The organism is Blastomonas fulva, assembly GCF_003431825.1.
In the GTDB taxonomy this organism is placed as follows: domain Bacteria; phylum Pseudomonadota; class Alphaproteobacteria; order Sphingomonadales; family Sphingomonadaceae; genus Blastomonas; species Blastomonas fulva.
Window position 1 is genome coordinate 2053060 of sequence record NZ_CP020083.1, and the last position, 22225, is coordinate 2075284.

A 22225-nucleotide genomic window follows, 5' to 3' on the forward strand; every position below is an offset into this window, starting at 1 on the left:
AGGCGCGCCCATATCCGCTTCGGGGGCGCAGCGAAAGTACCGTTTGATGGAACACGAACCAAACAAGGCTGTAAGCCACCTTCTGACGCTGGGCGGAGACGAGCGTATCGTCCCGGCGCATGCTGATGGCACCAACAAATATCACTCCTCGCCGTTCCCGCGGCAGACGGTGACCTATGCGTCATCGACCGCGAACGACATTTCTGCGTCGGCGTTCGAGCACCTCACCGCATTCGTCGCGCACAACGGCATCACCCCGGACATGGCAGGCGCCGATTATGCGCGGCATCTCGATGCAGTGCGCGAGCGGCTCGCCAGGGCCTACAGCCTGCCATCGGGCACCGACATCGCCTTTTCCGCATCGGGCACCGACCTGGAATACATCGCGCTGCAGGCCTTTGCCGGGCGCGCGCGCGGCGGCATCCACAATGTGCTGCTGGGCGCGGACGAGGTCGGCAGCGGTTGCATCCTGAGCGCGCACGGCCAGTATTTCGCCGCACAGACCGCCCTGGGTGTACCGACGACCAAGGGCACGCCGGTGCCGGGGCTGGCGCCTGTGTCGCTCACCGAAATTTCGGTACGCAACGGCTTTGGTGATGCCTTCGACAGCGGCGTTATCGTCGCTGGCATGCGCAGCGAGATCGAGCGCGCGCTGGCGAACGATCAGTTCCCGCTGCTGCACGTGGTGCACGGGTCGAAGACGGGGCTTATCCTGCCGCATCTCGACGACATCGACGCGCTGATCGCGCGCTATGGGAACCGCATCGGCTTTGTCGTCGACGCGTGCCAGGCGCGGATCACCAGCGCGGCGATCGCGGCGTATCTGACGCGCGGCGCAGTGGTGCTGCTCACCGGATCCAAGTTCATGGGCGGGGCGCCGTTCTCGGGCTTCGCGCTGGTGCCGCAGGTGATCGCCGCGCGCATCGCGCCGCTGGGCGAGGGGATGGCGACGATCTTCCGCCGTGCAGAACTGCCAGCCCGCTGGGCGGGTGCCGATCAGCTCCCCGATGGCGGCAATGCCGGGCTCACGGTGCGTCTCGAGGCGGCGCTGTTCGAACTCGAGCGCTTCCAGGCGCTAGCGTTCAGCGATGTCGCCCGGATTATCGAACTGTTCCGCACCGCATCGCTGCAGTTGGTGGAGCGCATCGGCGGGGCGCGGGTGCTGCCCTATCCGATTGGGGATCGCGAGCAGGCGGGCAGCCACCCGATCGAGATGCGCACGCTGACCACGATAGACCTCAGCGGCGAAAGCGGCGCGATCGATTTCGAACGTGCCACCGCGATCCAGATGGCGATGATGGCGGCGTCGGTGCGGCTGGGTCAGCCGGTCAAATGCGCGCGGTTCCAGGGGCTGGACATGGCGGGCAAGGTCCGCGGGACGCTGCGCGTGGGGATTTCCATGCCGCAGATCGTGGCGCTGGCCGCGCTGCCCGCCGATGCTGCCGAACGCGCGTTGGCACAGGATATGGGCGCGATCGCCCAGGCGTTCGGCACCGCGCGCGCTGCGCTGGGCTGACGCCTTGCCCGGCCCGATGGGCTGAAATCATGAATTGAAAGGCGATCATCGGCGGTCGTTCCCGGATATGTCCGGGAACGACCGCCAATCGATCATTTGTGCCTCAGGCTCAGTTGCCGAAGGTGCGCTGCCACCAGCCGCGACGCGTCGGCTCGTTGCTTTCCGCAGCGGGCTGGCCTGCCGCAGGAGCCGCCTGAGCTACCGGCTGTGCGTCCGCATCATCCGCAGCCTTGGCCGCAGGTGCGGTGTCTGTCACCGCTTCGGACGGCGCTTCGGCCTTGGGCGCAGCCTTTTTGCGGGGTGCGCGCTTGGGCTTGGGCTTGGCTTCAGCTTCCGGTGCCGCTTCCGTGTCGGCCTCGGATGCTGCAGCAGCTTCGGGCTCTGCGGCAACCTCGGTCGCAGCTTCTGCTTCGGCTGCCGGCTTCTTGGCGCGAGACTTGCGCTTGGGCTTGGGCTTCTCGGCAGGCGCTTCAGCGGCGTCTTCGGTCTCGGGTGCAGCATCCGCGATCGCGACATCGGCATTGGCCGGTGACGCTTCGATCATGGGTGCAGCCTCGTCGGCCGATGCACCGCCGGCTTCGGCATCGCTCGATGCCTCGTCCGCTGCATCGCCGCCCGTATCACCTTCGCCGCCCTTGCGGGCACGACCACCGCGACGACCGCGCCGCGCACGGCGGGGCTTCGCTTCGCCGCCATCGTCCGTGGCAGTGGTCGCGTCGTCTGTGCCGGTGTCTTCGCGCTGGTCGTCGGTTTCACCCGTTGCCTCGGCGCCGGCTTCGCTGGCGAAATCCGCCTCGTTGCCATTGTCGTATGAGGCTTCGGTCTGAACCGGCTGGCCGTTCTCGTCGAGAGCGGTGTCGCCATCGCGCTTGCCGCGCTTGCCGCGACGGCGGCGGCGCCGCTTGGAGCGACCGCCTTCGCCTTCCTCGGCCGTGCGCTGCGAAGGCGCGCGTTCGGTCCGCTCTTCGCCATCTGCGCGTTCGGGGCGATCAGCACGTTCCGGACGGTCTGCCCGCTCGCCACGCTCGGAGCGGTCGCCACGATCGCCACGGTTGCCGCGATTTCCGCGATCACCCCGGCCGCGCCGCGGCGCTGCTTCTTCCTCTTCCTCGATCTCGTCGATCTCGTCTTCGATTTCCTCGTCGTCATCGTCATCGATGATCGGCTGGAAGGTGACGGTCTTTTCCGGACGCGGGCCGCTGGCGGTGACTTCCATCTTCGCGCCTTCATTCTCCCCATTGGGCAGAATTTCGATGCGCACGCCGAAGCGTTCCTCGATCTCGGCGAGATCGCGGCGCTTGTTGTTGAGCACGTAGATCGATGCTTCCTGGCTGGTGCGCAGCGTGATCAGGCTGCCATGGCCGCGCGCGGCCTCTTCTTCCAGCAGACGCAGCGCCGACAGGCCCGCCGACGATGCGGTCCGCACCAGGCCGGTGCCGTCGCAATGCGGGCAGGTGCGGGTCGATGCCTCGAGCACGCCGGTGCGCAGGCGCTGGCGGCTCATTTCCATCAGGCCGAAGCCCGAGATGCGCCCGACCTGGATGCGCGCACGGTCGCTCTTCAGCGCATCGCGCATGGCCTTCTCGACCTTGCGGACGTTGTTGCCATATTCCATGTCGATGAAATCGATGACGACAAGGCCAGCCATGTCGCGCAGGCGCAACTGACGGGCGATTTCGCGAGCGGCCTCGAGGTTGGTGCTGAGCGCGGTCTGCTCGATGCCGTGTTCCTTGGTGGAACGGCCCGAGTTGATGTCGATCGAAACGAGCGCTTCGGTCGGGTTGATCACCAGATAGCCGCCCGATTTGAGCTGGACGACCGGTTCGTACATCGCCGACAGCTGGTCCTCGGCGCCGTAACGCTGGAACATCGGCACCGGGTCGGCATAGCTCTTCACCCGGCGCGCATGGCTGGGCATCAGCAGCTTCATGAAGTCCTTGGCGGCGCGGTACCCCGCTTCGCCTTCGACCAGCACTTCCTCGATATCCCGGTTGTAGATGTCGCGGATCGCGCGCTTGATCAGATCGCTGTCCGAGTGGATGATCTCGGGCGCCGACGCCTTCAGCGTCTTTTCGCGGATTTCGTCCCACAGGCGTGCGAGATAGTCGAAGTCGCGCTTGATCTCGGGCTTGGTGCGCGAAAGGCCGGCGGTGCGCACGATGCAGCCCATCGTGGTGGGCAGCTTCATCTCGGCGATGATTGTCTTCAGACGCTTGCGGTCCGACGCGTTCGAGATCTTGCGGCTGATGCCGCCGCCGTGCGCGCTGTTGGGCATGAGCACGCAATAGCGGCCTGCGAGCGAGAGATAGGTGGTGAGCGCGGCGCCCTTGTTGCCGCGTTCTTCCTTGACGACCTGCACCAGCATCACCTGGCGACGCTGGATGACGTCCTGGATCTTGTAGCGGCGACGCAGCGCCATGCGGTTGGTGCGCGCCTCGTCGCTGGCCTTGGCCTTGCCGCCACGGCCATCGCGACGCTTGCGGCGACCCGAATTGCGGCCGTTGCCGTTGCCTTCGCCATCGCTCTCGCGCGCGTCCTCGGCGTTTTCGCCTTCGGAGTCGGACTCGCTGTCGCCTTCGCCTTCGCTCTCGCCATCGCTGTCACCCGACAGGGTTTCGGCGACGATGGGCTCGTCATCGGCTTCGATCAGGCCGTCGTCGGACAGGCCGTCATTGTAGTCGGTGTCCTCGCCATGACCCGCGGCATCATCGGCCTCTTCCTCGGCAGCAAGCGCGTCGGCTTCTTCCTTGGCGTGACGGGCTTCTTCCGCGAGCAGGGCAATCTTGTCCTCGCGCGGAATCTGATAGTAGTCGGGATGGATTTCGGAAAAGGCGAGGAAGCCGTGGCGGTTGCCGCCATAGTCGACGAACGCTGCCTGCAGCGAAGGTTCGACCCGTGTTACCTTGGCAAGGTAGATATTGCCCTTGATCTGCTTGTGTTCGGCAGATTCGAAATCGAATTCCTCAATCCGGTTTCCCTTGAGCACCGCCACCCGGGTTTCTTCCTGGTGGCGCGCATCGATCAACATGCGCGTTGTCATTCAATATTCTCCGTGCGCGCGCACCGGGCGGAACCGGCCGGGTCGCTGCGCTTCTGTTTGTTAGGGCGCTGCCACCCCGGAGATCCGGGGCGTTGCGCAAACTGGTTGTTGCAAGAAGGATTGTGTCTGCTTCACAGGTTCGCAGGGCGTCAAGCGCACTGGCCGCAACACTTTTCCGCAGCCAACCGCCCGAAAGCGGGGTCGCGGAAAAGGCGGTATTCAAACCCATAAAGCGTCAACCTGATGATACGGCACCGGGGGCGAAATGCGTCCGCAATGCTGTCATTGAATGCGGGCATGGCGTGTTAAGCCAATGAGCCGCATAGCTTTGCTAGCATCGCTTTGTGAATACAGCAACAAAAAGCTCGTCAAGGCGGGGAGCCGACTAATATTGCAACGCACAATCGCATGCGCGCCATCTGATCATGCAGCATCCCGCCCAATCATGCTGAAATTCCTGTTAACCAGATCGTTTCACAGGGTTTTTCCCGCTTAACCCTAATCCTGTCTTCATCAAGCACACAGGCAGGAATCCGGGGAACATGAAATTGCACTGGACCGGACAATCGCGCCGGGGGCATAAGAGGCGCATGCTGTGGCTCACCTCCATCTGCGCGTCGATGGCATGTGCCCTGCCCGCGCAGGCAGGCGAGGTGTCCGATGTCGAGGTGCGCGCCAACCAGGTGGTGCTCCACTTCAACGATGTCATCGAAAGCGCGAGCAGCTTCGTGCTGAGCGGGCCCGACCGCATCGCCATCGATGTGAAGGGCGCGACCGCAGGATCGCGCGCGCTCAACCAGACCGGGCTGTTCCGCACCGTGCGCATGGCACAGTATGACAACGACACCGCCCGGATCGTGCTGGATCTCGATCGGCCCGCAATGATCAGTTCGGGCACCTTCTCCGAAGATGGCCGCAGCCTCACGCTCTCGGTGGCAGAGGTGGGCTCGTCGCAATTGCGCGGCGTGCTTTCCGCCTCGCGCCAGTCGTTCGTGCCGCCCGCGCAGTTTCGCGCGGAGCCGCCGCCGCGCCGCTACAGCGTGCGCATCCCGTTGCCCAAGCCCGCCAAGGCGCCGCCGCTGCCCAGGATCGAAGGGCCCAACGACAAGTCCCGCCCGCTGGTGGTGATCGATGCGGGGCACGGCGGGCATGACCCCGGCGCGATCAGCCCGCACGATGGCACGCACGAAAGCAAGGTCACGCTGCAGATCGCCAAGGCCATCCGCGACGAACTGCTCAAGAGCGGGCGGGTGCGGGTGGCGCTGACCCGCGACAGCGACAGCTTCCTGGTGCTGCAGGAACGCTATGGCATCGCGCGGAGGCTGGGGGCGGACCTGTTCATCTCGGTGCATGCCGACGCCGCGGCCTCGCAGACCGCGCGTGGCGCGACGATCTATACATTGTCCGAGGTTGCCTCCGATCGCGAGGCCGCCCGGCTTGCGGCGCGCGAGAACAAGGCGGACATCCTCAACGGGGTGAACCTGGCCGATGCACCCTCCGATGTCTCGTCGATCCTGATCGATCTCACCCAGCGCGAGACGATGAACCTGTCGGCAGACTTTGCCCGGCTGTTGCGGCGCGAGGGTGACGACAAGATGAACTTCCGCACCGATTCCCACCGCTTCGCCTCGCTGATGGTGCTCAAGGCCCCCGATGTCCCTTCGGTGCTGCTCGAGACAGGCTATGTCAGCAATGCCGACGATGTCGCTTTGCTCAATTCGTCGGGTTATCGCCGCCGGATCGCGGAGTCGGTCAGCCAGGCGATCACGGTGTTCTTCGCCCGCAAGCTGGCGTCGCGCTGAGGGCATTATATCCCGCTTCCGTCATTCCCGCGAAGGCGGGAATCCCGCTTTTGCTCGCCGTGACGAAAGGACGAGGGACCCCCGCGTGTGCGGGGGTGACGATGACAAGGAATGATTGGCGGGCAGCAGGCTGATCTGCCGCTCTGGCCCGACCCGTCTCGTGCCGTCCAATCCGCTCTGGCATTATTCAGGAATGATGTGCTAACCGCGCTGGCATGAGCGAGGGTGAGAACGGCGATATCGCCTATAGCGTGCGGCGCGGCGGAGACGGGGCCTTGGCCTCGATGCGCGATGCGTGGACCAAGCGCTGGGTGCGCTGGGCGGCCTATCTGCTGGCTGCCGCGCTGGTCGGCATCTTCCTGATCTGGGTGATCTTCGCGCGCGATCTGCCGTCTGCCGATACGCTGATCGATTACGAACCCGACCTGCCCACCATGGTGCGCGGTGTCGATGGCGAGATCATCAACAGCTATGCGCGCGAGCGCCGGGTGCAGTTGCAATACAAGGATTATCCGCTGCCGCTGATCCGGGCCTTCCTGTCGGCAGAGGACAAGAACTTCTTCTCGCACAACGGTCTCGATTATCCGGGCCTTGCCTCAGCGGTGTTCGATTATGTGACCAAGATCGGGTCGGGCCAGCGCGCCCGCGGCGGATCGACGATCACCCAGCAGGTCGCCAAGAACCTGCTGCTGGGCGACGAATATTCGATCACTCGCAAGATCAAGGAAGCGATCCTGGCCTATCGCATCGAGGATGTGCTGACCAAGCAGGAAATCCTCGAGCTCTACCTCAACGAGATCTATCTCGGCCGCAACGCCTATGGCGTGCAGGCGGCGGCGCGCGCCTATTTCGGCAAGGACGTCGGCGAGCTCAAGCTGCACGAAGCCGCGTATCTCGCGATCCTGCCCAAGGCGCCGTCGAACTATCGGCCCGAAGTGCACATGGAACGCGCGCTGGAGCGGCGCAACTGGGCGCTGGGCGCGATGCAGTCCAATGGCTGGATCACGCAAGCGCAGATGGCTGCGGCGCAAGCCGAACCGCTGGGCACCATTGCGCGAACGGGTGACGGCTATGAGAAGATCGGCGGCTATTTCGTCGAGGAAGTCCGCCGCCAGCTGGTCGAGAAGTTCGGCGAGAAGGCCGAGGACGGCAAGAACAGCGTCTATGCCGGCGGGCTGTGGGTGCGCACCTCGCTCAACCCTGCGATGCAGAAGGCCACCACCGAGGCGCTGCGCGATGCGCTATTGCGCTATGACCGCGGCAGCGGCTGGAGCGGCCCGCTCAACACCATCGAGATGAGCGATCAATGGGCCTCCACGCTCGCCTCGACCTATATCGACATCGATTATGAAAACTGGCGCGTTGCGGTGGTGATCGACAAGTCCGCAAGTGCCGCCGAAATCGGCTTTGCCAATGGCGACAAGGGCGTGCTGCCGCGCTCGACCGCGACCATGCCGCGCAAGCGTGTTGGCGGCACCGCGTTCGATTCGATGAAGCCGGGCGATATCATCGCCGTGGCGCCGATGGCGGGCGACACCTACGCATTGCGCAATGTGCCCGAAATCTCGGGCGGAATGGTCGTGCAGAACCCGCGCTCGGGCCGGGTCTATGCGATGCAGGGCGGCTTCGATTCGCAAATCAGCCCGTTCAACCGCGCGACCCAGGCCGATCGCCAGCCGGGCTCGACGATCAAGCCGTTCGTCTATGCGACCGCGCTCGACAACGGCATGACGCCCGCGACCCAGATCGTCGATGGCACCTTCTGCGTCTATCAGTCGGCCAGCCTCGGCAACAAATGCTTCCGCAACTTCGGCGGATCGGCGGGCGCGGGCGCGCAGACGATGCGCTGGGGCCTCGAACAGTCGCGCAACCTGATGACGGTGCGCGCCGCCAATGATGCGGGCATGACCAATGTGGTGAAAACCATCAAGGCGGTCGGCATCGGCGACTACAAGCCCTATCTCTCGATCGCGCTGGGTGCGGGCGACACCACGGTGATGAAGATCACCAACGCCTATTCGATGCTGGTCAACCACGGCCGCGAGCTCAAGCCCACGATGATCGACTATGTCCAGGACCGCCGCGGCAAGGTCATCTTCCGCTCCGATCCGCGCACCTGCGAGGGCTGCAACATGGCCAAATGGGATGGCAAGCCGATGCCGCGCTATACCCCGCGCGGACGCCAGATCATCGACCCGATCACCTCCTATCAGGTGGTGCACATGCTCGAGGGCGTGATTACGCGCGGCACCGCGACCAACCTTGCCGACCTCAAGCGCCCGATGTTCGGCAAGACCGGAACCTCGAGCGGACCCACCAACGTGTGGTTCGTAGGTGGCACCCCCGATATGGTGGCGGGCATCTATCTGGGCTTCGACAAGCCGCGCAGCATGGGCGGCTATGCCCAGGGCGGCAGGCTGGCCGCGCCGGTGTTCAAGCAGTTCGCCAAACAGGTGCTGCCCGACATGCCGGTGACCGAATTCCGCGCGCCTGCGGGCACGCGCATGGTCCGCATCGATCGCCGGTCGGGCCGCAGGGTCTATGGCGCCTGGCCAGGCGACGAGGCCAAGGCCGCAGTGATCTGGGAAGCGTTCAAGCCCGAGACCGAGCCACGCCGCACCATCCGGCAGGAGGAAATGGCAGCGGTCAAGGCGGTGCAGAAGCGCGCCGGTCCGGCAGCACGCCCGCGCAGCGACAGCGAATTCCTGCAGCAGCAGGGCGGAATTTACTGATTTCGCGGTCACTCTACCAAAAGCATTGAAAATCGGCCGGGTGCCGCGTACGCCAATGCGGACATGCTCAGCCAGAAAGTCCGATACACCATCCGTGCGCTTCAGCACCTTGCCGACCATTACGGCGAAGGGCTGGTGCATCTGGAGGATATCGCGCAGGCGCAGAACATCCCGCCCAAGTTCCTGACCGTGATCCTTTCGGAAATGGCGCGCGCCGGGCTGGTGCATTCGCAGCGCGGCAAGGATGGCGGCTACACCCTGGGGCTCGCGCCGGTCGACATCCGCTATGGCGACATCGTGCGGATCACCAGCGGATCGCTTGCTTTGGTGCCCTGCGCCAGCCGCTATGCCTATGAAAAGTGCAAGAATTGCTTGGCGGAGGATGAATGCCGCTTGCGTGCGCTGATGCTCAAGGTACGCGATGAAACCGCTGTGATCCTGGACCAGATCACGCTGGCCGACCCGATCCCGCCGGTGGCGGCGTTGGATCCGGCGATCGCCGACTGACCGTCAGGCGGCGAACACCACGCGCCAGGCTGCGCCTGCGCCCGCCCCGGTGACCGGCTTGAGTTCTCCGCCAAGCTGCGCCGCGAGCGACTGCACGATGCGCGTGCCCAGCCCCTTGCTGTCGGCCAGATCGACTCCTTTGGGCAGGCCCCTGCCATTGTCGCTGACCGTCAGCGCGAGCCGTGCAGGGTCTAGCTGCTCCAGCTTCAGCGTGATCGTGCCGCCGTTGTCGGCAAAGGCGTGCTTAAGGCTGTTGGTCACCAGTTCGGTCACCAGCAGCGACAGCGTGGTCAGCCGCGCGATGTCCAGCCGGATCGTGGGCATGTCGACCATGCACACGATGTTCTTGGCCCCGGTCGCCTGCAGCAGGTCAGAGCAGATTTCCTGAAAATACTGCGCCACCGGTAAGTCGACCGATGCAGGATCATAAAGCCGCCGGTGGATGCGCGACATCGTCTCGATCCGGCTTTGCGCTTCGTCGAGCGCGCTGCTGGCGGTGGACGGGTCGGCGGTGACCTTGCGCTTTTGCAGATGCAGCAGCGCCGCGACGAAGGTCATGTTGTTGGCGACGCGATGTTGCAGTTCCTGGAACATCGTGCGCTGCTGGTCATACAGCGCCTGCGTCACCTGCTTTTCCCCGCGCAGATCGTCTGCCGCGCTGTGCATCAGATGGATGAGCGTGATGTCGACCGCGACGATGAAGATGTAGAAGCCCAGCGCGATCGCACTCGCGCCATCAAGACCGAAGCTGTTGAGTGGCGGAATGAAGAAATACCATGCCGCAAGCCCCGAGAGCGTCGCGCACAAAAGTCCCGGCCGCAGCCCCGCCAGAAAGGCGGTGACGATGACCGCGGGAAAGAAGGTGAGAAAAGGAAAGCCCGGCGGCAATGTATCGCGCAGATAGATGCGCAACAGCAGGGCGGCGGCGAAGGTGACGATCGCCAGACCGTAACCCATGCCAGGGTCGCGCCTGAAGATGGCCCCCGCGCTGACAAATCTGTTCATGCCTGTAAGGATCCGCGAGCACCGGGGCTGGGTCGTCCGCCGGGATGATTGTTCCGCTTTCTAGGGGGTGGGGAAAGTCTGGGCAAGCGACGTTTTGGTTCGTGCGCCGAACCGTTGCCACCGGATCACACTCTTGGGCCAGGCCGATCGCGCCGCCGCCAGTTAACCCGGCTTTTACCTTGGGCAAGCCATAGTCAAAACACTGAAATCTAAAGTGCCCGGGGAATGGTTCATTCTTGATCGTCTGACAATGTTCATCCGCGCCGCATGGCAGCGGGCAAGGGCTGCGACCGATGGTGGCAATCTTGCGCCGCATATCCGCGATGAACTTGCCCTGCTGCAATATACCCGGCTTGGATCGATCGTCCCGATACTGTATTTTTCGATCGCTCTCGTCGCCGTAGTGGCCGGTGCCGCCTCGGGCGGCGGGTTCGACATCATGTACCACCTGCTGCTGCCGGGCGGGTTCATCGTGCTGGGATGCTGTCGCTGCCTGGTGTGGTACCGCCGCCGCGGCGTGCCGGTCGCCATCGACAAGGTTCGCCGCTACCTCAAATCCACCACCTGGATCGCGCTGGGGATGGGCCTGGTGGGCGGGTTGTGGACGGTCGATGCCTATTTCGACACGCCGGAGACGCGGCGGGTGCTGGCGCCAGTGTTCATCTTCATGATCACCTTTGCCGGGGCCGTGTGCCTGACCAGCATGCCCAGGGTCGCGATGGGGGTGGTGATCGTGGCGTTGACGCCGATGCTCACGATCATGGTCCAGTCGCCCGATATCGGCGTGCAGGCGATGGGGGTCTGCTTCGTCATCGTCTCGGCGCTGACGCTGATGCTGATCGTGAACAGCTTCAACGAGATCGTCAGTGGCCTGGTGTTGCGCCACGAGCTCAAGATGCTGTCGGAAACCGATCCGCTGACCGGGCTTGCCAACCGCCGGGCGTTCCGCGCGCAGTTCGCTTCCGCGCCTGCAGCGCTCGATGGCGCCAGGCGCGTGACGCTGGTGATGATCGATCTGGATGGCTTCAAACAGGCCAATGACGCGTTCGGCCATGCCGCCGGCGATGCGATCCTGGTCCAGGCGGGCGAGCGCCTGCGCAACCTTTGCCAGGACGCCAGCTGCGTCGCCCGGCTGGGCGGCGACGAATTTGCGCTGCTGATCGAAACGGCAAGCGACAGCGACGCGCTCAAGCGTGCGGTGCAGACCGTGCTGTCGCTGCCGTATCAGTATCGCAATCAGCAGATCGTCATCACCGCCAGCGTCGGCACCGCGCATGGCCCCAAGGACAGCGAAGGTCTCGAGGCGCTGATGCGCGATGCGGACAGCGAATTGTATCGCGCCAAGCAATGGGCGTCGATCCGGCGTCAGGTCGGCGCAGGTACGGGTGCCAGTGCCAGTGCCAGTGCCAATGCGGGGGCCAAGTCCGGCGGGGGATCAGCCCGCGCAATCAGGTCCGCACCGGCAGCCCGGCGCGGGATCTGACGCGCCTCTGCCTTCTGCCGCCGGGCCCCAGGATCAGCGCTTCGACGCTGCGGCAAACCGGCGCGAAACTTCGCCCCAGTTGACCACCTGCCACCAGCCGTCGAGATAGTCTGCGCGACGGTTCTGGTACTTCAGATAATAGGCATGCTCCCACATGTCGTTGCCCAGGATCGGCAGGCCCTTGTCCTCGGCGGCATCCATCAGCGGATTGTCCTGATTGGGGGTGGAGGTGATCGCCAGCTTGCCGTCCGGCTTGACGATCAGCCACACCCAGCCCGATCCGAACCGCGCGGTGCCCGCCGCCTTGAACGCCGCCTTGAACTGGTCCATCGATCCAAACTGCGCGGTGATCGCCTTGGTGAGCGCGGGCGAGGCGGTTCCCGCCTGCGCAGGCGGCACCATGGTCTTCCAGAAGAAGCCGTGGTTCCAGTGCCCGCCGGCATTGTTGCGCACGGCGGCGGGCAATGTCCCGGCCTTGGTGACCAGCTGCTCGAGCGTCATGCCTTTCAGCGCGGCATCTGTCGCCACCGCCTTGTTGAGATTATCGACATAGGCCTGGTGATGCTTGCCATGGTGGATGGTCATGGTCTGCGCATCGATTGCCGGTTCCAGCGCATCCGGAGCATAGGGCAAAGCGGGCAGCGTGAAGGCTGCGGGCGCAGGCGCAGGCGCGGCGGCAGGGGCCGTTGCAGGAGCTGTCTGAGCGACCAGCGGTGCCGCCATGCCCAGGGCAAGAGCGGACAGAAGGGGGTGGATCATGCGCATCGGGCGAACTCCTTGGGGTGGCGATCTTGCAGTCAGGCGCGGACGATATCCCGCCCGGCCAGCGGAGCAAGGGCTTTCATCGGCCCTGCAGGATCAGATGTCCGGCTCGACCCGCCCCAGCAGGCCGACAAGCGCGGTCGCATGGTGCGCCGCGGTCTGGTTCAGCGCCTGCTCGAGCGCGCGATAGGCGGCAAGCACCTGCTGACCGCGCGGGGTCAGCCGCGATCCGCCGCCGGTCCTGCCGCCCTTTTCGGTGAGCACGACGGGCTCTCCCCAACAGCGGTTGAGTGTGTCGATCATATCGCGGGTACGCCGATAGCTGATCCCCATGCTGCGTCCGGCAGCGGCGATCGATCCCTCGCGCTGCACCGCGTCGAGCATGGCCGCCTTGCCCGGTCCTATCGCGATTGCGCCATCGAGATAGACCTGTGCCTTGATCTTGAGCGGGGAGGGGGACGGACTGGTCATCGTCCTCCGCATTAGCATCGCTGCGCCCGCAATTCCAATGCTGCCGCCGCACTCACGGCTTGCCAGCCAGCGATGTATGCCGCAAAGCATATCGCTTGATGCGAGGTACGACGATGCGGGTCCTGATCGGCCGAATGTGGATGATGGTGCTGGCCGGTGTGGCGTTGTCCTGTGCGGCGCTGACGGCGTGCGACAGGCCCGCGCCGCCGCCGCGTATTGCCGCCGCCGCCGATCTGCGGCTGGCGCTGACCGAGATCGCGGCGGCCTTCGAGCGCGACACCGGGCGCAAGGTCGATCTGCTGTTCGGATCGTCGGGCAACTTCTACCGCCAGCTTCAGCAGGGCGCGCCCTTTGCCATGTTTCTCTCGGCAGACGAGGAGTATGTGCTCGATCTCGCCAAGGCGGGCAGGACCACCGATCAGGGGCGGCTCTATGCAGTCGGGCGGCTCGCGCTGGTCGCCCCCAAGGCCTCGCCACTGAAGGTGGACGAAGGCTTGGAAGGACTGCGCAAGGCGCTGGCCCGGGGCGACATCCGCCGCTTCGCCATCGCCAATCCGGACCACGCGCCCTATGGCCGGCGTGCGCGCGAGGCGCTGGAGCAGGCGGGGCTGTGGCAACCGCTCGAACCGCATCTGGTCCTGGGTGAAAATGTCTCGCAGGCGCTGCAGTTCGCGATCGATGGCGGCGCGCAGGGGGGGATCATCGCCTGGTCGCTGGTGCAGGATCCGGCGCTCGGCGCGCGCGCGGACTTTGCCCTGATCCCGGCGGAGCTGCACGCGCCGTTGCGCCAGCGCATGGTGCTGATGCGCTCGGCGGACGAAACCGCGCGGCGCTTCTACGCTTATATCGACCAGCCGCCTGCGCGCGCGATCCTCGATCGTCACGGATTTGCGCTGCCGAGCGCAGCCAACTGACCGCGCATGGACTGGCAGGCGCTCAACCTTTCGCTGGCCCTGGGGGGCATGACGGTGCTGATCCTGATGCCGATCGCGCTGCTGCTGGGGCGCTGGCTGGCATTCGCCCGGTTTCGGGGCAGGGCGGTGATCGAGGCGCTGGTGACGCTGCCGCTGGTGCTGCCGCCCACGGTGATCGGCTTTTACCTGCTCTCCGGCATGGGGCCATCCTCCCCCATCGGTCGCGCTTGGCAGGCGCTGTTCGGAGACGGGCTGGTGTTTACCTTCGAGGCGGTGCTGATCGCCTCGGTGATCGTCAACTTGCCATTTGCGGTGCAACCGGCGCAGCGGGCGTTCGAGGCCATCGGCCAGGACCTGCGCGATGCGGCGGCGACCTGCGGCCATTCCAGCTGGCGCTGCCTGTGGCGGATCGAGCTGCCGCTGGCCTGGCCGGGGCTGCTCACCGGTGCGGTGCTGAGCTTTGCGCACACCCTCGGCGAGTTCGGCGTGGTGTTGATGGTCGGCGGGTCGATCCCCGGCGAAACGCGCACGCTGGCGCTCTCGATCTATGACCGGGTGCAGGGGTTCGACATGCAGGGCGCCAACAGCATGGCGCTGGTGCTGATGGCGATCTCGCTGGCCACGGTGAGCATGACTTTCGTGCTGTCGCATCGGGGGCGCCGACATGGCTGAAGCGCTCGCCATCGCCCTGCGCCAGGACGCCCCCATTCCGCTCGATTTCTGGCTCGAGGTCGCGCGCGGCGAGACGGTCGCGCTGGTCGGGCCGTCGGGCGCGGGCAAGACCACCGTGCTGCGCTGCATCGCCGGGCTGCATCGCGCCACCGAGGCCAAAGTGGTGTGCAACGGCCAGGTCTGGGCCGATACCGCCGCCGGGATCGATCTTGCCGCGCGCGATCGCCGCGTCGGGTTCGTGTTTCAGTCCTATGCGCTCTTCCCGCACATGACTGCCCGGCAGAACGTGATGGAGGCGATGCTCGACATCGGCGCCCAGAAGCGCGAAGCCGAGGCGCAGCGGCTGCTTGCCCAGATGCAGCTCGAAGGGCTTGAGGATCGGCGCCCCGCGCAGCTTTCGGGCGGGCAGCAGCAGCGCGTGGCGCTGGCGCGCGCGCTCGCTCGCAAGCCCGACATCCTGCTGCTCGACGAGCCGTTCTCTGCCGTGGATCACCCCACCCGGCGTCAGCTGCACCGCTCGATCGAGGCGGTGCGCGCGCTGTCCGATCTTCCGATCGTCATGGTGACGCACGATATCGAGGATGCCGCGCGCATCGCCGACCGGCTGTGTCTGGTGATCGACGGGCGCATGGTCGAGGCGCTCGATCGTCCATCGTTCAGATCGAATCCGGACACCCAGCTAGCGCGTTGGATGGCGCAATAAGGGTCAAAGGCTGCATTGCCACGCGTTGCCGGTGTCGTTTTCTGACCAGTTTTCCTTGTTTGTCGCGGCTGCCTGCGGCTAGGACAAAGCGAACAGCGATATCGCCCACCCTCAGGCTTTATCCCCCTAAGGAGCATTTCGGCCCGGCAATGGCAGTCCCGTTGACGCTTTACACGCTTGTTATCCTGCCGTTTCTCGCCGCCCTGCTGATCGCGATCGGCAGCGGGGCGGGGCGAGCGGTGCACAGCGGGTTGGCGGCAGCGGGCAGCGCGCTGGGGCTGGCGCTGGTGCTGGGGCTTGCCGGACGGGTGATCGGCGGCGAGGTTCCCGCGGTGTCGACGCCCTGGGTCCCGGCCATCGGGCTGGATGTCTCGCTGATGCTCGATCCGCTGGGGCTGATGTTCGCCGGGCTGATCCTGGGGATCGGCCTGCTGGTGGTGATCTTCGGTCATTTCTATCTCGCCAGCGGCGAGGCGACGGGGCGCTTCTTTGCCAGCCTGATGCTGTTCCAGGGCGCGATGCTGGGCATCGTGCTGTCGGGCAACGTGCTGCTGCTGCTGGTATTCTGGGAGCTGACCAGCCTGTCGTCCTTCCTGCTGATCGGCTTCTGGCGCGACAAGGCAGAGGCGCGCCAGGGCGCGCGCATGGCGCTGGCGGTCACAGGCGGCGGCGGGCTGGTGCTGATTGCGGGCATGGTGCTGCTTGGCACCATCGCCGGATCGTTCGACCTGATGACGATCCTGCAGCGCGGCTACATCATCCAGGCCTCGCCGCTCTATCCGGTGATGCTGATGCTGATCCTGATCGGCTGCTTCACCAAGTCGGCGCAGTTCCCGTTCCATTTCTGGCTGCCGCACGCGATGGCAGCGCCCACCCCGGTCAGCGCTTATCTGCATTCGGCAACGATGGTGAAGGCAGGCGTGTTCCTGCTCGCTCGGCTGTGGCCGGTGCTGGCGGGGACCGATCTGTACACCGTCATCGTCACCAGCGTCGGGCTCATCACCATGCTGCTGGGTGCCTGGGTGGCGCTGTTCAAGCACGATCTCAAAGGCATCCTGGCCTATTCGACGATCAGCCAGCTCGGCCTGCTGGTGATGCTGTTGGGCTTTTCGCTCGAAATGGCGGCGGTTGCCGCGGTGCTCCACATTCTCAACCACGCTGCGTTCAAGGCGGCGCTGTTCATGTCGGCGGGGATCGTCGACCATGAAACGGGAACGCGCGATATCCGGCGGCTGGGGGGGCTTGCCAAGGTGATGCCGATCACGGCGATCGTGGCGACGCTCGCCGCCGCTGCGATGGCGGGGCTGCCGCCGTTGGGCGGATTCATCTCCAAGGAGATGATGCTCGACGAGACGCTGCACATCGCCCTGTTCGGACTGCCCTGGCTGGTGCCGGTGGTGGCGACGATCGCCGCGATGCTGTCAGTCGCCTATTCGCTGCGGCTGGCGGTGCACCTGTTCTTCGGCGCGCCGCGCGATGCCGAACCGCATGCCCGCGCGCATGATCCGGGCGTCGGCATGTGGGCCTCACCCGCCTTCCTTGTGGTTCTGGCGGTGCTGCTCGGGCTGGTGCCGATGGCGCTGGCAGGGCCGCTGGTCGCATCGGTCGCCGGCGCGGTGATCGGCGATACGGCCCCGCCGCTGGGGCTGGCATTGTGGCACGGTGTCAACCTGGCGCTGGCGATGAGCATGGCCGCCGTTGCCATCGGTGCGCTGCTGCTGTGGCGGCATGCCGGGTTGCTGCGCGCGTATGAATCGGTCCGCCATCTCGATGCCAAGGCCATGTTCGACCGGGCGATGGCCTTTGCCGATGCGCAGGTGCGCACGTTGATCGTCGCGACGCATACCCCATCGCTGCAGCGGATGCTGCTGATGACCTTTGCCGTGGTGGTGGCCAGCGTGATCGAGGGCGCTGTGGCCGGCGGCGGCAGCCTGACCGGAACGCGCCCCGGCCAGCCGGCATCGGTGGTGGCGATCATCGCCTGGGCGCTGCTGATCGCGGCGACCATCGCGGTGCTGCGGGCACAGCGCCAGCGTTTCGTGGTGCTGATCTACATCAGCGTCATCGGCCTCGTGATCACGCTCGCCTTCGTGCATTTCTCCGCGCCGGATCTGGCGCTCACCCAGATTTCGGTCGAGGTGGTGACGATCCTGCTGCTGTTGCTGGCGCTCAACCTGCTGCCCAAGACGCCGCCGCTGCTCTCCAGCCAGCCGCGCCGGATCCGCGATGCCGTGCTCGCGATCGGCGGCGGTCTGGGGGTGGGCGGCGCAGCCTGGGCGATGCTGACCCGCAACCCCAATGACCCGATCTCGAGCTATCACCTCGCCAACAGCTACAAGGGCGGCGGCGGCACCAATGTCGTCAACGTCACCCTGGTCGATTTCCGCGCGTTCGACACGCTGGGCGAGATCATCGTGCTGGGGATTGCAGGGCTGGCGATCTATGCGCTGCTCGATACCACCGCGCGCGGCGCGGCGGCGGCGCGGCTGCGCTTGTGGCAGGAGGACATGCCGCATTCGCCCGAGCGCCATCCGCTGATGTTCGTGATGGCAACCCGCATCCTGCTGCCGCTTGTGCTGGCGGTGGGCATCTACATCTTCCTGCGCGGACACAACCAGCCCGGGGGCGGGTTCATCGCCGCTTTGGTGGTGGCGATCGCGTTCCTGCTGCAATATCTCGCCTCGGGCTTTGACTGGACCGATGCGCGGCGCAAGGTTGGCGAACACATGCTGATCGCCACCGGCGTGCTGGTGGCGATGGCGACGGGGCTGGGCTCGCTTGTGTTCGGCGCCAATTTTCTCACCAGCGCGTTCGGCTATTTCCATATCCCGCTGGTCGGCGAGGTCGAGCTCGCCACTGCGCTGCTGTTCGACATCGGCGTTTTCGCGGTCGTCTTCGGCGCGGTGATGCAGGCGCTGGCGCAGCTCAGCCAGATCTCTCAGCGCGCTGCCCGCGCGCACGCCGCGCAGGTCGAAGCGCAGCAGCAGGATGACGCGCCATGACGCTCGAATTTCTCGTGGCGAGCGCCATTGGCGTGCTGGTGGCAGGCGGCATCTATATGGTGCTGCGCGGGCGCACGTTTCAGGTCGTGCTCGGGCTGACGCTGTTTTCCTATGCGGTGAATCTGTTCCTGTTCGCCTCGGGCCGGTTGACGGTCAACGCTCCGCCGATCCTGTCCGAAACGGCGACCGCATATACCGATCCGCTGCCCCAGGCACTGGTGCTCACCGCGATCGTCATCACCTTCGGCATGACCGCCTTTGCGGTGGTGCTGGCGCTGCGCAGCTTTCTTGAAACCGGCAGCGATCAGGTCGATGGCGATGATGCGCCGAGCACGCCCGCTCACGCCGCCAGCGGCGAAACCACGCCGGGACCGCGCGCATGAGCCTGATCCAGCATCTGGCGATCGCGCCCGTCGTCATCCCGGCTCTTGCCGCGCCCTTTGCGGTGATGGTGATGCGCCGCAAGCGAACGCTGGGCACGGCGATTTCGCTGCTGTCCTGCGCGGCGATGCTGATCGCGGCGCTGGCATTGCTGGTCCAGGCTGGGGAGGGCACCATCCGCACCTATGCGCTGGGCAACTGGCCTGCGCCCTTCGGCATCGTGCTGGTGGTCGACCGGCTGTCGGCGATCATGCTGACGCTGGCCGCGACGGTCTCGCTCATCGCATTGGTGCATGCCGTGCTGACCGGAGCGGACCGCAAGGGCTGGCATTTCCACCCGCTGTTCCAGTTCCAGATGCTGGGCCTCAACGGCGCGTTCCTCACCGGCGACCTGTTCAACCTGTTCGTGTTCTTCGAGGTGCTGCTGATCGCATCCTATGGCCTGATGCTGCACGGCCAGGGGCCCGCCCGGTTGAAGGCTGGCGTGCAATATGTCGTGGTCAACATCGTGGGATCGTCGCTGTTCCTGATCGCGCTGGGGCTGCTCTATGCGCTCACCGGCACGCTGAACATGGCAGACATGGGGCTCAGGGTTGCAGCCTTGGGGCCCGATGACCAGGGGCTGCTGCGGGTGGTCGCGCTGCTGCTGGTCAGCGTCTTCGCGCTCAAGGCGGCCATCGCGCCGCTGCACCTGTGGCTGCCGCGCACCTATGCGGTCACCACGCCTGCGGTCGCAGCGCTGTTTGCGATCATGACCAAGGTCGGGGTCTATTCGATCATCCGGGTGGTGCCGCAGATCTTCGGCGATGGTGCCGGCGCTGCCGCCTGGGCGCCCGCGCCCTATCTGCTGCCCGCTGCCGCGATCACCGCGATCGTGGGCTTTGCCGGAGTATTCGTTGCCCGCAGCCTCTCCGAGCAGGCCGCCTATGCGGTGATCGGATCGACCGGGACGCTGCTGATCGCGGTGGCCGGATGGCAGGCCGACACGCTGACCGCGGCGATCTATTATCTGGTGCATTCCACGCTGGCAGGCGCAGCCTTGTTCCTAGTCGCAGATGTCGTCGCGCGTCGCCGGGCGAGCTTTGCCGATACCGCGAGCGCTGGCCCTGCGTTCTGTCAGCAGCAGACGGTCGGTCTGATGTTCATGGCCGCCGCGATCGCCGCGACCGGGTTGCCGCCGCTGTCGGGCTTTATCGGCAAGCTGCTGATCCTCGAATCGATCGTCGATACGCCGGGCTGGCAAGGTGCCTGGGGCTGGGCCTGGGGCGTGATCCTGGCGACCACATTGATCGGCGTCATCGGCTTTGCGCGCACCGGCAGCGCGATCTTCTGGAAGGATATCCCCCCCACCGATGGCGCCGAGCCCGCGGTCGTTTCCAGCGCGGACATGGTCGCGCCCGTCATCACACTCGCGCTGCTCGCCGCCTGGTCGATCGGCGCGGGGGCGGGCACCGCCTATGGCGCCGCCGCTGCGGGCCAGATCCTCGATAGCGCATCGGCGGTCCGCGCCGTTCTGGGGGAGCCGTGACATGCGCCGCCTGATCCCGCATCCCGGCCTGTCGGTCCTGCTGGTCATCGTCTGGCTGCTGATGGCCAACACCCTGACCGTGGGGGGACTGCTGCTCGGCATCGTCATCGGCATTCTGCTGCCCATCTTCACCGCGCCCTTCTGGCCGGGGCGGCCCGATGTCAGGTATCGCGCGGGGCTTGCCTATATCGCACTGGTTTTGTGGGACATCGTTGTTGCCAATTTCGAGATTGCCGCGATCATCCTGTTCCGCCGCAACCGCGATCTGCGCCCCGCCTGGCTCTCCATCCCGCTCGATCTGCACACGCCCGAGGCGATCACCGTGCTCGCCGGGACAATCAGCCTGACCCCCGGCACCGTGTCTTCGGACGTGTCGGCGTGCGGCAAGTATCTGCTGGTGCATGCGCTCGACGCGGCCGATCCCGATGCGGAAATCGCGCGGATCAAGCTGCGGTACGAAGCGCGCTTGAAGAGGGTCTTCAGATGATCGCCTATGCCGTGCTCTTTGCGTTTGTCTGCCTGTCGCTGGCGCTGGCGCTCAACCTGTGGCGCCTACTCAAGGGCCCATCGGTGGGCGACCGGATCGTCGCGCTGGATACCATGGTGATCAATGCGATCGGCCTGATCATCGTGATCGGCATCGCGACGGTGAACGACATTTTCTACGAGGCCGCGCTGCTGCTTGCGATGGTCGGGTTCATCGGAACGGTCGCCTATTGCAAGTTCCTGCTGCGCGGAGACATCGTCGAATGAGCGGGGCAGGTCTTTTTGTCGATATCGCGATCAGCGCGCTGCTGGTGCTGGGGGCAAGCTTCGCGCTGATCGGCAGCTGGGGCATGGTGCGGCTGCCGACGCTGATGGAGCGGCTGCACGGACCGACCAAGGCGACGACGCTGGGCCTCGGCGGCATTCTGGTCGGCTCGATGCTGTTCTTCACCTTCGATCAGGGCGGCTGGACGATGCACGAACTGCTGATCTCGCTGTTCCTGTTCATTACCGCGCCGATCTCCGCCAACATGATCGCCAAGGTGCACCTGCACCAGCTGCGCTGCGGGTCGAAGGACGATGTCGCCGGCCCGGCAGGCGATCCGCCGGTGCCGTCGGAAACCGCCAACTGGGCGACTTATGAGGCACCGCACCGCGATTCGGTCGCGGCGACATCCGAAAACTAGGTGGCGTTCGGTCGCCGCGAACGAGAAAGGTCTGCCGCATGAGGCCAGAGCGTGATCCTGTCGGCCCCGGCCTGCGCAGCGTCTGGGACTTCCCCCGCCCCGCGATCGCCGAGCCGTGCGATGCGCATGTCCGCATCGAGCATCGCGGCATCCTGATCGCCGAGACGCGCAGCAGCATCTGCACGTTCGAGACGAGCCATCCGCCCAGCTATTACATCCCGCCCGAGGCGATCACGCCGGGCGTTCTGCGCCGCGCGGAGGGAAGCTCGTTCTGCGAATGGAAGGGCGCTGCGGTGTATTGGGATGTGGTGGCAGGCGGCGTCGTGCTCCCGCGGGTCGGCTGGAGCTATCCAAGCCCCAGCGCCAGCTTTGCGATGCTGCGCGATCACATCGCCTTTTATGCCGCGCCGTTCGACCGCTGCACCGTGAACGGGGAAACGGTGGTGCCCCAGCCAGGCGCATTCTACGGCGGCTGGATCACCTCGGCCTATGCGGGGCCCTTCAAGGGCGGCCCCGGCAGCATGGGATGGTAGGC

General features: G+C 65.7%; 19 protein-coding genes. 15 read left to right on the forward strand and 4 right to left on the reverse strand.

All coding sequences use genetic code 11. The features are described from left to right. Positions 1-46: 46 nt before the first annotated feature. Positions 47-1516 (forward strand): hypothetical protein, encoded by a 1470-nt coding sequence (locus tag B5J99_RS09570; RefSeq protein ID WP_117352277.1) that lies wholly within the window; start codon positions 47-49, stop codon positions 1514-1516. A 109-nt stretch (positions 1517-1625) separates the two neighbouring features. Here the strand turns inward: B5J99_RS09570 and B5J99_RS09575 are convergent, their stop codons facing one another. Further along, positions 1626-4556, reverse strand: a complete 2931-nt coding sequence (locus B5J99_RS09575) for an Rne/Rng family ribonuclease (protein ID WP_117352278.1) — start codon at positions 4554-4556, stop codon at positions 1626-1628. 590 nt (positions 4557-5146) lie between these two features. Here B5J99_RS09575 and B5J99_RS09580 point away from each other — a divergent pair. The 3 genes from B5J99_RS09580 to B5J99_RS09590 all read left to right on the forward strand — a co-directional run bounded on the left by B5J99_RS09580 (position 5147) and on the right by B5J99_RS09590 (position 9597). Next, the gene (locus B5J99_RS09580) at positions 5147-6358 is read left to right on the forward strand and encodes an N-acetylmuramoyl-L-alanine amidase (protein ID WP_236823426.1); all 1212 of its coding nucleotides are present in this window, start codon (positions 5147-5149) and stop codon (positions 6356-6358) included. 215 nt (positions 6359-6573) lie between these two features. Next, positions 6574-9090 carry a penicillin-binding protein 1A gene (locus B5J99_RS09585; protein WP_054133399.1) on the forward strand — a complete coding sequence of 839 codons (2517 nt, stop codon included), beginning with the start codon at positions 6574-6576 and terminating at the stop codon, positions 9088-9090. Between the two features lie 63 nt (positions 9091-9153). Beyond that, complete coding sequence (locus B5J99_RS09590; RefSeq protein WP_054133398.1) at positions 9154-9597, forward strand: RrF2 family transcriptional regulator; 444 nt, start codon at positions 9154-9156, stop codon at positions 9595-9597. 3 nt (positions 9598-9600) lie between these two features. Here the strand turns inward: B5J99_RS09590 and B5J99_RS09595 are convergent, their stop codons facing one another. Further along, positions 9601-10554, reverse strand: a complete 954-nt coding sequence (locus B5J99_RS09595; protein WP_245991585.1) for a sensor histidine kinase — start codon at positions 10552-10554, stop codon at positions 9601-9603. Positions 10555-10816: 262 nt separating this feature from the next. Here B5J99_RS09595 and B5J99_RS20000 point away from each other — a divergent pair, with 262 nt between their 5' ends. Further along, positions 10817-12085 (forward strand): GGDEF domain-containing protein, encoded by a 1269-nt coding sequence (locus tag B5J99_RS20000; protein WP_281273075.1) that lies wholly within the window; start codon positions 10817-10819, stop codon positions 12083-12085. Positions 12086-12118: 33 nt separating this feature from the next. Here the strand turns inward: B5J99_RS20000 and B5J99_RS09605 are convergent, their stop codons facing one another. After that, positions 12119-12844 (reverse strand): superoxide dismutase, encoded by a 726-nt coding sequence (locus B5J99_RS09605; RefSeq protein ID WP_117353441.1) that lies wholly within the window; start codon positions 12842-12844, stop codon positions 12119-12121. A 99-nt stretch (positions 12845-12943) separates the two neighbouring features. Then, positions 12944-13318, reverse strand: a complete 375-nt coding sequence (locus tag B5J99_RS09610) for a winged helix-turn-helix domain-containing protein (protein WP_117352281.1) — start codon at positions 13316-13318, stop codon at positions 12944-12946. Between the two features lie 113 nt (positions 13319-13431). Here B5J99_RS09610 and modA point away from each other — a divergent pair, with 113 nt between their 5' ends. From modA to B5J99_RS09660, 10 genes are all read left to right on the forward strand, one after another. Beyond that, positions 13432-14232, forward strand: coding sequence for a molybdate ABC transporter substrate-binding protein (gene modA / locus B5J99_RS09615; RefSeq protein ID WP_245991586.1), 801 nt, complete (start codon positions 13432-13434; stop codon positions 14230-14232). 6 nt (positions 14233-14238) lie between these two features. Beyond that, positions 14239-14904 carry a molybdate ABC transporter permease subunit gene (gene modB / locus B5J99_RS09620; protein ID WP_117352282.1) on the forward strand — a complete coding sequence of 222 codons (666 nt, stop codon included), beginning with the start codon at positions 14239-14241 and terminating at the stop codon, positions 14902-14904. Then, positions 14897-15607 carry a sulfate/molybdate ABC transporter ATP-binding protein gene (locus B5J99_RS09625; protein WP_117352283.1) on the forward strand — a complete coding sequence of 237 codons (711 nt, stop codon included), beginning with the start codon at positions 14897-14899 and terminating at the stop codon, positions 15605-15607. Before modB ends, B5J99_RS09625 begins: the two co-directional genes overlap by 8 nt. Positions 15608-15768: 161 nt before the next feature. Further along, positions 15769-18609: a monovalent cation/H+ antiporter subunit A gene (locus B5J99_RS09630; protein ID WP_117353443.1), complete on the forward strand. Its 2841-nt coding sequence runs from the start codon at positions 15769-15771 to the stop codon at positions 18607-18609. Then, on the forward strand, positions 18606-18992 hold the full coding sequence (locus tag B5J99_RS09635; RefSeq protein WP_117352284.1) for a Na+/H+ antiporter subunit C: 387 nt from the start codon (positions 18606-18608) through the stop codon (positions 18990-18992). Before B5J99_RS09630 ends, B5J99_RS09635 begins: the two co-directional genes overlap by 4 nt. Next, complete coding sequence (locus B5J99_RS09640) at positions 18989-20518, forward strand: monovalent cation/H+ antiporter subunit D (RefSeq protein WP_117352285.1); 1530 nt, start codon at positions 18989-18991, stop codon at positions 20516-20518. Before B5J99_RS09635 ends, B5J99_RS09640 begins: the two co-directional genes overlap by 4 nt. A gap of 1 nt (position 20519) precedes the next feature. Beyond that, on the forward strand, positions 20520-21005 hold the full coding sequence (locus B5J99_RS09645; RefSeq protein ID WP_054133387.1) for a Na+/H+ antiporter subunit E: 486 nt from the start codon (positions 20520-20522) through the stop codon (positions 21003-21005). Then, positions 21002-21271 carry a K+/H+ antiporter subunit F gene (locus B5J99_RS09650; RefSeq protein WP_054133386.1) on the forward strand — a complete coding sequence of 90 codons (270 nt, stop codon included), beginning with the start codon at positions 21002-21004 and terminating at the stop codon, positions 21269-21271. The genes B5J99_RS09645 and B5J99_RS09650 overlap by 4 nt, the downstream gene beginning before the upstream one ends. Further along, positions 21268-21690 carry a Na+/H+ antiporter subunit G gene (locus tag B5J99_RS09655; protein WP_054133385.1) on the forward strand — a complete coding sequence of 141 codons (423 nt, stop codon included), beginning with the start codon at positions 21268-21270 and terminating at the stop codon, positions 21688-21690. Before B5J99_RS09650 ends, B5J99_RS09655 begins: the two co-directional genes overlap by 4 nt. A 38-nt stretch (positions 21691-21728) precedes the next feature. Next, positions 21729-22223, forward strand: a complete 495-nt coding sequence (locus B5J99_RS09660) for a DUF427 domain-containing protein (RefSeq protein WP_117352286.1) — start codon at positions 21729-21731, stop codon at positions 22221-22223. The last annotated feature ends 2 nt before the right edge of the window (positions 22224-22225 follow it).

Excerpts from the sequence above, each read along its gene's own strand:
- B5J99_RS09570 (WP_117352277.1), top strand. The coding sequence starts at position 47 with ATGGAACACGAACCAAACAAGGCTGTAAGCCACCTTCTGACGCTGGGC.
- B5J99_RS09575 (WP_117352278.1), bottom strand. The coding sequence starts at position 4,556 with ATGACAACGCGCATGTTGATCGATGCGCGCCACCAGGAAGAAACCCGG.
- B5J99_RS09580 (WP_236823426.1), top strand. The coding sequence starts at position 5,147 with ATGCTGTGGCTCACCTCCATCTGCGCGTCGATGGCATGTGCCCTGCCC.
- B5J99_RS09585 (WP_054133399.1), top strand. The coding sequence starts at position 6,574 with ATGAGCGAGGGTGAGAACGGCGATATCGCCTATAGCGTGCGGCGCGGC.
- B5J99_RS09590 (WP_054133398.1), top strand. The coding sequence starts at position 9,154 with ATGCTCAGCCAGAAAGTCCGATACACCATCCGTGCGCTTCAGCACCTT.
- B5J99_RS09595 (WP_245991585.1), bottom strand. The coding sequence starts at position 10,554 with ATGGGTTACGGTCTGGCGATCGTCACCTTCGCCGCCGCCCTGCTGTTG.
- B5J99_RS09605 (WP_117353441.1), bottom strand. The coding sequence starts at position 12,844 with ATGATCCACCCCCTTCTGTCCGCTCTTGCCCTGGGCATGGCGGCACCG.
- B5J99_RS09610 (WP_117352281.1), bottom strand. The coding sequence starts at position 13,318 with ATGACCAGTCCGTCCCCCTCCCCGCTCAAGATCAAGGCACAGGTCTAT.
- modA (WP_245991586.1), top strand. The coding sequence starts at position 13,432 with ATGCGGGTCCTGATCGGCCGAATGTGGATGATGGTGCTGGCCGGTGTG.
- modB (WP_117352282.1), top strand. The coding sequence starts at position 14,239 with ATGGACTGGCAGGCGCTCAACCTTTCGCTGGCCCTGGGGGGCATGACG.
- B5J99_RS09625 (WP_117352283.1), top strand. The coding sequence starts at position 14,897 with ATGGCTGAAGCGCTCGCCATCGCCCTGCGCCAGGACGCCCCCATTCCG.
- B5J99_RS09635 (WP_117352284.1), top strand. The coding sequence starts at position 18,606 with ATGACGCTCGAATTTCTCGTGGCGAGCGCCATTGGCGTGCTGGTGGCA.
- B5J99_RS09640 (WP_117352285.1), top strand. The coding sequence starts at position 18,989 with ATGAGCCTGATCCAGCATCTGGCGATCGCGCCCGTCGTCATCCCGGCT.
- B5J99_RS09645 (WP_054133387.1), top strand. The coding sequence starts at position 20,520 with ATGCGCCGCCTGATCCCGCATCCCGGCCTGTCGGTCCTGCTGGTCATC.
- B5J99_RS09650 (WP_054133386.1), top strand. The coding sequence starts at position 21,002 with ATGATCGCCTATGCCGTGCTCTTTGCGTTTGTCTGCCTGTCGCTGGCG.
- B5J99_RS09655 (WP_054133385.1), top strand. The coding sequence starts at position 21,268 with ATGAGCGGGGCAGGTCTTTTTGTCGATATCGCGATCAGCGCGCTGCTG.
- B5J99_RS09660 (WP_117352286.1), top strand. The coding sequence starts at position 21,729 with ATGAGGCCAGAGCGTGATCCTGTCGGCCCCGGCCTGCGCAGCGTCTGG.